Source organism: Lysinibacillus sp. COL-1, from assembly GCF_059814265.1.
Genome location: NZ_JCAWSJ010000002.1, coordinates 422320 through 435809 on the forward strand (window position 1 = coordinate 422320; position 13490 = coordinate 435809).

A 13490-nucleotide genomic window follows, 5' to 3' on the forward strand; every position below is an offset into this window, starting at 1 on the left:
CTCCCATCATTCATATAATAAAAAATACCACAACCGAGGCGGAAGTGGTATCTAACAAGTAATACATACAATTTTGGCAAAAAAAAAACGGCTACAATTGTAGTCGGAAATTTTAAAAATGGAGGAGGTAGAGGGATTCGAACCCCCGCGCGGTGTTACCCGCCTGTCGGTTTTCAAGACCGATCCCTTCAGCCAGACTTGGGTATACCTCCATGTTATATTGCTCTGCTGTCTTATCGACAAAAATAAATTTATCATAACTAGAAACACTCGTCAATATTTTTTTTGAAAAAAATTTAAGTAGTTTATTCAGGGCTTGGAAATAAATAATTTGTGCATTAAGTTGCAATTTATACAAACTGTCAGTATACTAGTTATTGCCGTGCTAGGTGGGAAGGTAGCGGTGTCCTGTAACTCGCAATCCGCTCTAGCGAGACTGAATTCCTTTTTCGAGGCTGTCCGTATTGTTTGGTCTGCCTTTTGCACGTAGTGTTGACGATTGGGTCCTGCGCAATGGATACCCATGAACCATGTCAGGTCCGGAAGGAAGCAGCATTAAGTGGTCTTATCCATGTGCCGCGGGGTTGCCTAATCCGAGCTAACGACAAGAGTAACGCTTATGTGCGGCTGTCAAGGAAAGGTGCACGGCATTAACTTGCCAATTCAAAGCATCCGTCTACTATAAGGCGGGTGCTTTTTTATTTTTAAATTTAGTAACTTCATTTTCTATATAAGAAGGCAAATGCTATAATATAACTATTCAATTAAATGGAGAAGGAGAGAGGAAATCAGTGACGTATCAAGCATTTTATCGTGTGTATCGACCGCAATCTTTTCGAGAAATGTCTGGCCAAGCACATGTCAAAAGAACGCTACAAAATGCTCTCCTAGCAAATAAAACAACGCATGCTTACTTATTTTCTGGGCCGCGTGGTACAGGGAAAACAAGTACAGCCAAAATCTTTGCGAAGGCTTTAAATTGTGAACATGCACCATCGAAAGAACCGTGTAATGAATGCGCTACATGCATAAGTATTACGGATGGCTCCCATCCTGATGTCATTGAATTTGACGCGGCTTCGAATTCACGTGTTGAAGAGATTAGGGATATTATAGAAAAGGTTCGCTTTGCTCCTGCAAGCAGTAGATATAAGGTGTACATCATAGACGAAGTGCATATGCTTTCTACAAGTGCCTTTAACGCTCTTTTAAAAACTTTGGAAGAGCCACCTCCTCATGCTGTATTTATTTTAGCAACGACAGAGCCTCACAAATTGCCTGCAACGATTATTTCTCGTTGTCAGCGCTTTGATTTTAAGCGACTTTCTACCAATGATATTATTGAACGTATGAAGGTCGTCCTAGAAGATATTGATTTACCATATGAAGAACAAGGTTTAAAGGTGATCGCACAATCAGCCGCAGGAGGAATGCGTGATGCTTTAAGTTTGCTAGACCAAGTTGTGTCATTTAGTGGGGAAAAATTAAAGCTTGAGGACACATTATTAGTTACAGGTTCAATTAGTCAGGATGTTTTTTATGACTTAGCTGAAGCATTGAAAGTAAAAGATGTTGCTCAAATGCTAGCTCTTTTAGAGCAACTTATAGCTGATGGCAAGGATCCCTTGCGCCTTTCAGAAGATTTAATTACTTTTTTCCGCGATTTACTATTACTTCAAACAAGTGATGATTTAGCTGAACTTTTAGAGTTAGTGTCCCCTGAGGAGCGTGTATTTACTTTAGCACACGAATTTGCTCCAGATATGCTTTATGGCTATATTGATATACTCGCAAAAGTACAGCAGGAGATGCGTTTCTCTCACCATACGAAAATTTACTTAGAAACAGCATTGCTTAAAATGGCACAATTTTCGGGAGGGTTAGCGCATCAAACGGTGGCTATGAACGAAACTGTACAAAGCTCAGAACTCACGCAAAAGGTGGTAGCGCTTGAGCAGATGATTCAACAATTATCCTTGCAACTGCAAACAGGAACTCCTGTGCAAATGACGTCAACGCAAAAAGAGCAAAGACCTCGTGCTAAAAACCCGAATGGCTATAAAGCACCCACTGGTCGTATTCAGGAAGTGTTGAAAGATGCTACAAAGCAAGATGTGCAACGTATCAAGTCAGTTTGGGCACAAGCATTAAATCAAATGCAAAAATCTCAATCGGCTCTTTTAGCAGAGGCTGAACCTGTTGCGGCATCTTCGAGTGCTTTTGTGTTAAAATTCAAGTATGATATTCATTGTCAGATGGTTGCCGATAACCAATCTTTAAAGGCTCACTTTACACAATTAATTGCTGGGCAAACTGGTACAATGTACGAGATGCTATGTATACCAGAAGAATCTTGGTTGAAAATGCGTGAAGAGTTTATCCGTGATCACAGTCTACAGCAAAAGAAATCACAGGCTGTCTCAGAGCATGGAGAAGAATTATTAGAGCCACCACCGGCAGAAATGCCAGATGAACCATTTATCGATGATGCCCAACCTCTTGCTTCACAAGATCCACTTGTGACAGAGGCTGAAAAGCTCTTTGGTAAAGATTTTGTTGAAATTATTGAAGATTAAATTTTTAGGAGGAAGACATTTATGCGTGGAATGGGAAATATGCAAGGTATGATGAAAAAGATGCAAAAAATGCAAAAGGAAATGATGGAGGCTCAAGAGGCTTTAAATGCTGAGCAATTTGAAGGTGTTGCAGGCGGCGGCATGGTAAAAGTAACAGTTTCTGGTCAGCGTGAAGTAGTGTCAGTAAATCTAGATGAAGCTGTAGTAGACCCAGAAGACATCGAAATGTTACAAGACCTAATTGTTATTGCAACAAACGAAGCGTTGAAAAAGGTAGAAGAAAAAACAAACTCAACGATGGGTAAATTCACTCAAGGCTTAAACCTTCCATTCTAGGAGGTAATCATATGTACTACCCAGAACCAATATCTAAATTGATCGATAGTTTTATGAAATTGCCAGGTATCGGGCCGAAAACCGCGGCTCGTCTGGCGTTTTTTGTGTTATCTATGAAAGAAGACGATGTATTATCTTTCTCTAAAGCATTGATTGATGCTAAACGAAACCTGAGTTACTGTTCTGTCTGTGGCAATATAACAGATGTAGACCCATGTCACATTTGTGCAGACAAGCAGCGAGATCATTCTATTATTTGTGTTGTGCAAGATACAAAGGATGTTATTGCAATGGAAAAAATGCGTGACTACAACGGCATGTATCATGTACTTCAAGGTGCAATTTCTCCAATGGATGGTATCGGTCCAGAGGATATTAATGTTGCTTCCTTGTTAGTGCGTTTGCAAGATGAAAGTGTACAAGAGCTTATTTTAGCTACGAATTCAACAATTGAAGGTGAGGCAACAGCTATGTACATATCTCGCCTTGTCAAACCTTCAGGGATTCGTACGACTCGTATTGCGCATGGATTGCCAGTAGGGGGAGATTTAGAATACGCAGATGAGGTTACGCTATCTAAGGCAATGGAAGGCCGACGCGAATTATGAGTGAGGGATTAATATGTTCTTCCGTAGTAAAGGAAAGTTAAAAAAAGAATTCGATGATAGGCTTGTGAATCTTATAAAAGAAACAAAAGAGGATTTACAGCAGGCGAAGATAATAGAAGAATTAATGGATGACTATGATCTCGGGGTAATTGCTCAACGCAAAACAGCAGAAAGTATTCATTTCTATTTATTTAAGGAAGCTAGAATTCGCAAGGTATTAATAAAATAGTTCTTATTTAAATATTCATAGAAGCGATACAGGAAACATAAACTTTCATAATTATTTAATTGAGGGGGCAACCATATTGTCTTGGTTAGTAATTATGAGTATTAGTATTCCTGTAGGGCTTCTTTTTCTTTATGTAATAATAAGACATGCTAAACTAGGTAAGATTTTAGAAGGGTTATCGGTGTTTTGGTTTAGATTTGCATTTGCTTTTCTATTATTATTTATAATCCATTTAGGTATTGGTTATATAGGATATAATGTACCCATCAATCTATTTTCAGTCTTAACTATTGCCGTCTTAGGTATTCCGGGTGTATTAGGAATAACAGCTTTAATATTTTTTTTATAAAAAGCTTGCAATATGAAAAGAATATGATATAGTTATAAAAGTCGCTAATATAACTGATTGAAACGAAAATAAATTAAAAATTTATGTTGACACATTATATACGACATGGTATTATATAAGAGTTGCTGCTAAAACAGCAGTTAACGAAATGAACCTTGAAAACTGAACAAGCAAAACGTAATCAATAAAGTTTTCAGTAACTAACTTCTGTTAGTGAACGAAACAAAATTTTGGACATCAAAATTGATGCCAGCAAAACAATTTGAGCTATTCAAATTTCTTTTATGGAGAGTTTGATCCTGGCTCAGGACGAACGCTGGCGGCGTGCCTAATACATGCAAGTCGAGCGAACAGAGAAGGAGCTTGCTCCTTTGACGTTAGCGGCGGACGGGTGAGTAACACGTGGGCAACCTACCTTATAGTTTGGGATAACTCCGGGAAACCGGGGCTAATACCGAATAATCTGTTTCACCTCATGGTGAAATACTGAAAGACGGTTTCGGCTGTCGCTATAGGATGGGCCCGCGGCGCATTAGCTAGTTGGTGAGGTAACGGCTCACCAAGGCGACGATGCGTAGCCGACCTGAGAGGGTGATCGGCCACACTGGGACTGAGACACGGCCCAGACTCCTACGGGAGGCAGCAGTAGGGAATCTTCCACAATGGGCGAAAGCCTGATGGAGCAACGCCGCGTGAGTGAAGAAGGATTTCGGTTCGTAAAACTCTGTTGTAAGGGAAGAACAAGTACAGTAGTAACTGGCTGTACCTTGACGGTACCTTATTAGAAAGCCACGGCTAACTACGTGCCAGCAGCCGCGGTAATACGTAGGTGGCAAGCGTTGTCCGGAATTATTGGGCGTAAAGCGCGCGCAGGTGGTTTCTTAAGTCTGATGTGAAAGCCCACGGCTCAACCGTGGAGGGTCATTGGAAACTGGGAGACTTGAGTGCAGAAGAGGATAGTGGAATTCCAAGTGTAGCGGTGAAATGCGTAGAGATTTGGAGGAACACCAGTGGCGAAGGCGACTATCTGGTCTGTAACTGACACTGAGGCGCGAAAGCGTGGGGAGCAAACAGGATTAGATACCCTGGTAGTCCACGCCGTAAACGATGAGTGCTAAGTGTTAGGGGGTTTCCGCCCCTTAGTGCTGCAGCTAACGCATTAAGCACTCCGCCTGGGGAGTACGGTCGCAAGACTGAAACTCAAAGGAATTGACGGGGGCCCGCACAAGCGGTGGAGCATGTGGTTTAATTCGAAGCAACGCGAAGAACCTTACCAGGTCTTGACATCCCGTTGACCACTGTAGAGATATAGTTTCCCCTTCGGGGGCAACGGTGACAGGTGGTGCATGGTTGTCGTCAGCTCGTGTCGTGAGATGTTGGGTTAAGTCCCGCAACGAGCGCAACCCTTGATCTTAGTTGCCATCATTTAGTTGGGCACTCTAAGGTGACTGCCGGTGACAAACCGGAGGAAGGTGGGGATGACGTCAAATCATCATGCCCCTTATGACCTGGGCTACACACGTGCTACAATGGACGATACAAACGGTTGCCAACTCGCGAGAGGGAGCTAATCCGATAAAGTCGTTCTCAGTTCGGATTGTAGGCTGCAACTCGCCTACATGAAGCCGGAATCGCTAGTAATCGCGGATCAGCATGCCGCGGTGAATACGTTCCCGGGCCTTGTACACACCGCCCGTCACACCACGAGAGTTTGTAACACCCGAAGTCGGTGAGGTAACCTTTTGGAGCCAGCCGCCGAAGGTGGGATAGATGATTGGGGTGAAGTCGTAACAAGGTAGCCGTATCGGAAGGTGCGGCTGGATCACCTCCTTTCTAAGGATTATTTCGGAATACAAACCTAGGGTTTGTAAGATTACGTTTTGCGTTCAGTTTTGAAGGTTCATTCTTTCTTGAATGAAAATCTTCAAAACTTGTTCTTTGAAAACTGGATAAAACGACATTGAAATTGTAACAAACACATTTATTTTTTAAGTTTTTTTATAGGCTTAATAACTTGGTTAAGTTATTAAGGGCGCACGGCGAATGCCTTGGCACTAGGAGCCGAAGAAGGACGGCACTAACACCGATATGCTTCGGGGAGCTGTAAGTGAGCTTTGATCCGGAGATTTCCGAATGGGGGAACCCACTACGTTTAATGGCGTAGTATCTTGACGTGAATACATAGCGTCTTGAAGGCAGACCCAGGGAACTGAAACATCTAAGTACCTGGAGGAAGAGAAAGAAAAATCGATTCCCTGAGTAGCGGCGAGCGAAACGGGAAGAGCCCAAACCAAGAGGCTTGCCTCTTGGGGTTGTAGGACACTCAATACGGAGTTACAAAAGAGCGAGTTAGATGAAGCGACTTGGAAAGGTCCGCCAGAGCAGGTAAAAGCCCTGTAGTCGAAAGTTCGTTCTCTCCTGAGTGGATCCTGAGTACGGCGGAACACGTGAAATTCCGTCGGAATCCGGGAGGACCATCTCCCAAGGCTAAATACTACCTAGTGACCGATAGTGAACCAGTACCGTGAGGGAAAGGTGAAAAGCACCCCGGAAGGGGAGTGAAAGAGATCCTGAAACCGTGTGCCTACAAGTAGTTAGAGCCCGTTAATGGGTGATAGCGTGCCTTTTGTAGAATGAACCGGCGAGTTACGATTACGTGCGAGGTTAAGCTTTAGAAGGCGGAGCCGCAGCGAAAGCGAGTCTGAATAGGGCGAAATAGTACGTGGTCGTAGACCCGAAACCAGGTGATCTACCCATGTCCAGGGTGAAGGTAAGGTAACACTTACTGGAGGCCCGAACCCACGCACGTTGAAAAGTGCGGGGATGAGGTGTGGGTAGCGGAGAAATTCCAATCGAACTTGGAGATAGCTGGTTCTCTCCGAAATAGCTTTAGGGCTAGCCTCGTGATGAGAATACTGGAGGTAGAGCACTGTTTGGACTAGGGGGCCATCCCGGTTTACCGAATTCAGACAAACTCCGAATGCCAGATATTTATACACGGGAGTCAGACTGCGAGTGATAAGATCCGTAGTCAAAAGGGAAACAGCCCAGACCACCAGCTAAGGTCCCAAAGTAATCGTTAAGTGGAAAAGGATGTGGCGTTGCACAGACAACCAGGATGTTGGCTTAGAAGCAGCCATCATTTAAAGAGTGCGTAATAGCTCACTGGTCGAGTGACGCTGCGCCGAAAATGTATCGGGGCTAAACGATTCACCGAAGCTGTGGATTGACATCTACGATGTCAGTGGTAGGAGAGCGTTCTAAGTGCGTTGAAGTCAGACCGGAAGGACTGGTGGAGCGCTTAGAAGTGAGAATGCCGGTATGAGTAGCGAAAGACGGGTGAGAATCCCGTCCACCGTATGACTAAGGTTTCCTGAGGAAGGCTCGTCCGCTCAGGGTTAGTCGGGACCTAAGCCGAGGCCGATAGGCGTAGGCGATGGACAACAGGTTGATATTCCTGTACCACCTCCTCACCGTTTGAGAAATGGGGGGACGCAGTAGGATAGGGTAAGCGCGCTGTTGGTTATGCGCGTCCAAGCAGTAAGGCGTGTGTGTAGGCAAATCCGCACACTGTAACGTTGAGCTGTGATGGCGAGTCCGTATGGACGAAGTTCCTGATTTCACACTGCCAAGAAAAGCCTCTATCGAGGTGAGAGGTGCCCGTACCGCAAACCGACACAGGTAGTCGAGGAGAGAATCCTAAGGTGTGCGAGAGAACTCTCGTTAAGGAACTCGGCAAAATGACCCCGTAACTTCGGGAGAAGGGGTGCTCTTGAGCGTGCAAGCGCATGAGAGCCGCAGTGAATAGGCCCAGGCGACTGTTTAGCAAAAACACAGGTCTCTGCAAAACCGTAAGGTGACGTATAGGGGCTGACGCCTGCCCGGTGCTGGAAGGTTAAGAGGAGTGGTTAGCGCAAGCGAAGCTGCGAATTGAAGCCCCAGTAAACGGCGGCCGTAACTATAACGGTCCTAAGGTAGCGAAATTCCTTGTCGGGTAAGTTCCGACCCGCACGAAAGGCGTAACGATCTGGGCACTGTCTCAACGAGAGACTCGGTGAAATTATAGTACCTGTGAAGATGCAGGTTACCCGCGACAGGACGGAAAGACCCCGTGGAGCTTTACTGTAGCCTGATATTGAATTTTGGTACAACTTGTACAGGATAGGTAGGAGCCAGAGATCTCGGAGCGCCAGCTTCGAAGGAGGCGTCGGTGGGATACTACCCTGGTTGTATTGAAATTCTAACCCATGCCCCTTAGCGGGGTAGGAGACAGTGTCAGGCGGACAGTTTGACTGGGGCGGTCGCCTCCTAAAAGGTAACGGAGGCGCCCAAAGGTTCCCTCAGAATGGTTGGAAATCATTCGTAGAGTGTAAAGGCACAAGGGAGCTTGACTGCGAGACCTACAAGTCGAGCAGGGTCGAAAGACGGGCTTAGTGATCCGGTGGTTCCGCATGGAAGGGCCATCGCTCAACGGATAAAAGCTACCCCGGGGATAACAGGCTTATCTCCCCCAAGAGTCCACATCGACGGGGAGGTTTGGCACCTCGATGTCGGCTCATCGCATCCTGGGGCTGTAGTCGGTCCCAAGGGTTGGGCTGTTCGCCCATTAAAGCGGTACGCGAGCTGGGTTCAGAACGTCGTGAGACAGTTCGGTCCCTATCCGTCGTGGGCGTAGGAAATTTGAGAGGAGCTGTCCTTAGTACGAGAGGACCGGGATGGACACACCGCTGGTGTACCAGTTGTCTTGCCAAAGGCATCGCTGGGTAGCTATGTGTGGACGGGATAAGTGCTGAAAGCATCTAAGCATGAAGCCCCCCTCAAGATGAGATTTCCCATTACGCAAGTAAGTAAGATCCCTCAAAGACGATGAGGTAGATAGGTTCGAGGTGGAAGTGTGGTGACACATGGAGCTGACGAATACTAATCGATCGAGGACTTAACCAAAATGTTTGAACCATTCAATGAACCGTTTATCCAGTTTTGAAAGAACAAAACTTTCAATAAAAAAAGAGCTTCAAGACACAAGTAGAACAAGGAAGCAAACGAGTGATTGAAGGAGCGTACTTCTGTACGTGACTGATTGAACGAGAGCAGCTGACGCAGTAATACGCCGTGTATTGAAGGTCGACCATAGTCTAGTGATGATGGCAAAGAGGTCACACCCGTTCCCATACCGAACACGGAAGTTAAGCTCTTTAGCGCCGATGGTAGTTGGGGGCTTCCCCCTGTGAGAGTAGGACGTCGCTAGGCAACAAAGTAACCACTGAGAAATCAGTGGTTTTTTTTATTTATTTAGAGACCTATAAAATGTTAAAGTTTAATGGAGTGATTAAAACACACAAAGGGGTGCAATGTAATGGCAACTGGACAATATAGTAAGAATATCAGTATGCAGAAAGAAAAGTTAGAGGAATTTATTCAAAATAAAGAACAATGGGCTGTTTTAATACCAGGTTACTTACACCACGAATTATTGAATGAAAATGATATGATTTGGGTCTTTCAAGGAGATTTTGGCATTATTCAAAAAGCTGTTAAAGTGGAGCTGAAGGTGAAAAAATCAGATGCTCATCAGATACTTTTTGATTTGGAGGGCTTATCCGATCCGATAAATGGCGATGGTTCATTTGAAATAAAACAAAATCAAGATCAATCATTGCAACTTACTGGTAAGTTAACAATGAAGGCTAGCGGCTTTTTAGCAGGAATGATGAATCCAGTTTTAGATAATTTTGTCCCAAGACTAGTGGAGCAATTAGTAAAGGAAATGGCCGTTAAAGTGGTGAAAGAATAGTTTTGTGGAAAAGGGTGGGAGAACCGATTATTGCAGATAACGGCAATAATCGGTTTTTATATGGAATGAGCAAATGTTTTTTTACTAAATGTTCTCTCTTCGATAATGAGGTAAAGAATGTCTGCTTTTTAGTGGCTATTCAAATATCTATTCAAATAGAATGCCGGCGTGACTAAATTATGTTGTCACATAGCCTCTAAACGATGATTCCTTTGGAGTAAACTCAAAGTAATCTAGATGCAATGGAAACAGAGATAATAAGACGTTTTGTTGAAAAATTTTAGTTCAACAGATAAATATGGAGAACCTTGTTGAGGGATAGCTTTTTTATCTCGTTATAATTTCGTATAATTAAATAAGAATCTAACGAAAATGGGTGTTTGTTTTGCAAAAGAAAAAGCCAATTATAGAGGGATTAGAACGTTTTAGACAACAACAAAATATTTCTTTTCATGTCCCAGGTCATAAGCATGGCGAACTGTCCCATCTTCCGCAAGCATTTAAAGATGTTATGCGTTATGATGTAACTGAATTAACAGGTTTAGATGATTTGCATTACCCTGAGGAAATGATATTAGAAGCAGAAAATTTACTAGCAGATACATATGGAGCAATGAAGAGTTTCTTTCTAGTGGGCGGTTCTACTGTTGGGAATTTAACGATGATTTATGCTACATGTGATAAAGGTGATACCATTATTGTCCAACGTAATGCCCATAAATCAATTTTCCACGCCATTGAACTTGTGGGGGCTAAGCCTATTTTTGTCTCACCAATCTGGGATGAGCGAACGTTAACGGCAACGCATGTCACTTATAAAGATCTTAAAGAAGCAGTGAAAAATTATCCAGAGGCGAAAGCGGTCGTTTTAACATATCCTACTTATTATGGGATGACATCGAATGAAATACAGCAACAAATTGCTTATTGTCATGAAAAAGAAATCCCTGTCTTAGTGGATGAGGCACATGGCGCTCATTTTAATGCGTGTACATTATTTCAACCATCCGCTTTGTCATTAGGAGCAGATGTCGTTGTACAATCAGCACATAAGACATTACCAGCAATGACGATGGCATCCTTTATGCATGTTAAGTCGAAATTAATTGATGCTGACAAAATACATCACTATCTACGTATGCTGCAATCTAGTAGCCCATCCTATGTATTATTAGCCTCATTAGATGATGCTCGCTATTATGTACAGACATATATGGAGAGTGATGGGGCATATATAATAGAAAAAAAGAAACAATGGATTGAAGCATTACGATCAATTGGTTCCTTAGAAGTAATTGAAGTAGATGATCCACTTAAGGTATTGTTACGTGTCAATGGTTATAGTGGTTTTCAATTACAGGAGGTACTGGAGGCCAAGCATGTCTATGGAGAGCTAGCTGATGCGAATCAAGTATTATTTGTGTTACCTTTGCTGAAGCAAGGACATCCTTACCCATTTGCTGAAATAAGAGTCCGCATAAAAGAAGCTATAACAATGCTATTAAACACAACTAAAACGGATAGCATAGCTGCTTCTCAAACAGCCTATCATTTTGTACCTATTACTGAACCTATTTATACCTTTAATGAAATTGCATCATTAAGTAAAGAATGGTTACCATATATGCGTACAATGGGAAGGGTTTCAGCAAGTATGATTATTCCTTATCCGCCTGGTATTCCATTACTTGTTCCAGGAGAAAGAATAACCGTAGCAAAATTAAGTCAACTGGAAGAGCTATTAGCAGCAGGAGCGACATTCCAAGGAAATCATCGATTAGCAGAAAAAATGATTCAGGTCATTAGATAGTTGGAGGCAATAACAGCATGAAAAGCAATATATTTATTACATTCGAAGGCCCAGAGGGAGCAGGGAAAACAACAATCATTCAAATGATAGCTGAGCGACTAGCAGAAAAAAATATTGACGTTCTAGCAACAAGAGAACCAGGCGGCATCGAAATTGCAGAAAAGATAAGAACCATTATTTTAAATCCTGCACATACAGCTATGGACGAGCGAACAGAAGCATTGTTATATGCTGCAGCAAGAAGTCAGCATTATTTTGAAAAAGTACAACCAGCTTTAGATGCTGGTCAGTTGGTAATATGTGATCGTTTTATCGACTCATCTTTAGCTTATCAAGGTTATGCAAGAGGAATAGGTGTTGATGAGGTACTTTCTATTAACGAATTTGCTATCGGTAAGAAATTACCTGACGTAACTATATTATTTGATCTTCCACCAGAGGTTGGATTAGCACGTATTCATGCAACTGACAAGAGAGAAGTAAATCGTTTAGATGTTGAAAGTTTGCCATTTCATCAGAAGGTACGTGAAGGATATTTACAACTAGTCGATCGGTACCCAGAACGTATACGTGTAGTGAATGCAGACCAACATATTGAGCATGTTGTTGAAGATGTATGGTTATTATTATTGGAAGCAATGCACTAAAAGCATGAAGTTGTCCACAACATTGTGATATAATGATACTATCCATTATTTTATCTAATTCAGCAGATACCTACTGAATTACGAGCAAGCTTGATAAAATATGGACGTAATTATGCCGAGGTGTAATTAATTTCACATGGATAATAGTCGAAGTATTAATGTTTATAAATGCTTAGGAATAGTATGAAAACCTATTTAGGTGAATTTTATAAAAGGGGTGAGTGCGAATGAAGTTAGTCGTAGCTGTAGTGCAAGATCAGGATAGCAGTCGCTTATCAAATGCTTTAACGAAAAATCAGTTTCGCGCAACTAAATTAGCGAGCACAGGAGGATTTTTACGTTCAGGAAATACGACATTTCTTATAGGAACTGAAGACTCTCTCATACCCAAACTTTTAGATATTATTCGGGATAATTGTCGAGCACGGGAGCAAATGGTTGCGCCAGTTTCTCCATTAGGAGGAAATGCCGATTCCTATATACCTTACCCTGTGGAGGTAGAGGTAGGAGGAGCTACTGTATTTGTTTTACCAATTGAACAATTCCATCATTTTTAATAAGTAGCCTCCATTCGTAAGAGGTCACTGATATTAGGCTTATCTAATGATCCTGATATTTATCCCAATGCAGGGAGAAATTGATAAAGATAGTGGGGCGAAACCAGCTTGAAGATTAATCAAGATATACGTGTCGGGTTAAATACAAATCGCAATGAGCCACTACAAAATAATAATCAAAATAACCGATTTGGAGATATGGTCGTTAAGCAAGGTAACAAGCTGCAAACAGAGCAACTAACACGTTTATTAGGAGATATTTCGAGTGCTGGTGATCGTGTTGCAAGGTCACGTAATTTACGGGAACTTGCTAAGTTTAAAATGCTTGTAAAACGATTTCTACAAGAGACAGTAGAACATGGAATGGATTTAAAACAATCACATACATGGAATCGTTTTGGCGAAGGCAGACGATTAAAAATCATTGAAACTATTGATACACGTCTTGTCGAACTTGCCCAAGATCTCTTAGACGAGGAAAAAGAAGCGATAGACCTCCTTGATAAAATCGGTGAGATTAAAGGCTTACTAATTAATTTATATATGTAAAACCCGTGTCTCATTCTCATTTAGGCGCGGGCTTT

General features: G+C 42.5%; 10 protein-coding genes, 1 tRNA gene, 3 rRNA genes and 1 other RNA gene. 14 read left to right on the plus strand and 1 reads right to left on the minus strand.

Going from position 1 to position 13490, the window contains the following annotated elements; all coding sequences use genetic code 11:
• Nucleotides 1–119 precede the first annotated feature (119 nt).
• Nucleotides 120–212, minus strand: a tRNA-Ser gene (locus AC6BKE_RS02585).
• A 168-nt stretch (nt 213–380) separates the two neighbouring features.
• Here AC6BKE_RS02585 and ffs point away from each other — a divergent pair.
• From ffs to AC6BKE_RS02655, 14 genes are all read left to right on the plus strand, one after another.
• Nucleotides 381–648: signal recognition particle sRNA large type (gene ffs / locus AC6BKE_RS02590), an RNA gene on the plus strand.
• A gap of 143 nt (nt 649–791) precedes the next feature.
• A complete protein-coding gene (gene dnaX / locus AC6BKE_RS02595) occupies nt 792–2576 on the plus strand; it encodes a DNA polymerase III subunit gamma/tau (protein ID WP_342504294.1) in 1785 nt (594 codons plus the stop codon).
• Between the two features lie 21 nt (nt 2577–2597).
• A complete protein-coding gene (locus AC6BKE_RS02600; protein WP_036122138.1) occupies nt 2598–2912 on the plus strand; it encodes a YbaB/EbfC family nucleoid-associated protein in 315 nt (104 codons plus the stop codon).
• An 11-nt stretch (nt 2913–2923) separates the two neighbouring features.
• Nucleotides 2924–3520: a recombination mediator RecR gene (recR, locus tag AC6BKE_RS02605; RefSeq protein WP_036122141.1), complete on the plus strand. Its 597-nt coding sequence runs from the start codon at nt 2924–2926 to the stop codon at nt 3518–3520.
• Between the two features lie 13 nt (nt 3521–3533).
• Nucleotides 3534–3749, plus strand: a complete 216-nt coding sequence (locus AC6BKE_RS02610) for a YaaL family protein (RefSeq protein WP_036122143.1) — start codon at nt 3534–3536, stop codon at nt 3747–3749.
• 76 nt (nt 3750–3825) lie between these two features.
• Nucleotides 3826–4098 carry a pro-sigmaK processing inhibitor BofA family protein gene (locus AC6BKE_RS02615; protein ID WP_036122146.1) on the plus strand — a complete coding sequence of 91 codons (273 nt, stop codon included), beginning with the start codon at nt 3826–3828 and terminating at the stop codon, nt 4096–4098.
• Nucleotides 4099–4379: 281 nt separating this feature from the next.
• A 16S ribosomal RNA gene (locus AC6BKE_RS02620) occupies nt 4380–5931 on the plus strand.
• A gap of 183 nt (nt 5932–6114) precedes the next feature.
• Nucleotides 6115–9042, plus strand: a 23S ribosomal RNA gene (locus AC6BKE_RS02625).
• A 190-nt stretch (nt 9043–9232) separates the two neighbouring features.
• Nucleotides 9233–9348 (plus strand): 5S ribosomal RNA (rrf, locus tag AC6BKE_RS02630).
• Together the 16S, 23S and 5S rRNA genes form the textbook arrangement of a ribosomal RNA operon.
• A gap of 106 nt (nt 9349–9454) precedes the next feature.
• Complete coding sequence (locus AC6BKE_RS02635; protein WP_330494075.1) at nt 9455–9892, plus strand: SRPBCC family protein; 438 nt, start codon at nt 9455–9457, stop codon at nt 9890–9892.
• A gap of 385 nt (nt 9893–10277) precedes the next feature.
• A complete protein-coding gene (locus AC6BKE_RS02640; protein WP_283778268.1) occupies nt 10278–11702 on the plus strand; it encodes an aminotransferase class I/II-fold pyridoxal phosphate-dependent enzyme in 1425 nt (474 codons plus the stop codon).
• Between the two features lie 17 nt (nt 11703–11719).
• Nucleotides 11720–12349, plus strand: coding sequence for a dTMP kinase (tmk, locus tag AC6BKE_RS02645; RefSeq protein WP_058844483.1), 630 nt, complete (start codon nt 11720–11722; stop codon nt 12347–12349).
• Nucleotides 12350–12576: 227 nt separating this feature from the next.
• The gene (gene darA, locus AC6BKE_RS02650) at nt 12577–12906 is read left to right on the plus strand and encodes a cyclic di-AMP receptor DarA (RefSeq protein WP_004229230.1); all 330 of its coding nucleotides are present in this window, start codon (nt 12577–12579) and stop codon (nt 12904–12906) included.
• Nucleotides 12907–13014: 108 nt separating this feature from the next.
• The gene (locus AC6BKE_RS02655) at nt 13015–13455 is read left to right on the plus strand and encodes a YaaR family protein (protein WP_036122373.1); all 441 of its coding nucleotides are present in this window, start codon (nt 13015–13017) and stop codon (nt 13453–13455) included.
• Nucleotides 13456–13490 lie beyond the last annotated feature (35 nt).

Excerpts from the sequence above, each read along its gene's own strand:
- AC6BKE_RS02610 (WP_036122143.1), top strand. The coding sequence starts at position 3,534 with ATGTTCTTCCGTAGTAAAGGAAAGTTAAAAAAAGAATTCGATGATAGG.
- AC6BKE_RS02635 (WP_330494075.1), top strand. The coding sequence starts at position 9,455 with ATGGCAACTGGACAATATAGTAAGAATATCAGTATGCAGAAAGAAAAG.
- tmk (WP_058844483.1), top strand. The coding sequence starts at position 11,720 with ATGAAAAGCAATATATTTATTACATTCGAAGGCCCAGAGGGAGCAGGG.
- recR (WP_036122141.1), top strand. The coding sequence starts at position 2,924 with ATGTACTACCCAGAACCAATATCTAAATTGATCGATAGTTTTATGAAA.
- darA (WP_004229230.1), top strand. The coding sequence starts at position 12,577 with ATGAAGTTAGTCGTAGCTGTAGTGCAAGATCAGGATAGCAGTCGCTTA.
- AC6BKE_RS02600 (WP_036122138.1), top strand. The coding sequence starts at position 2,598 with ATGCGTGGAATGGGAAATATGCAAGGTATGATGAAAAAGATGCAAAAA.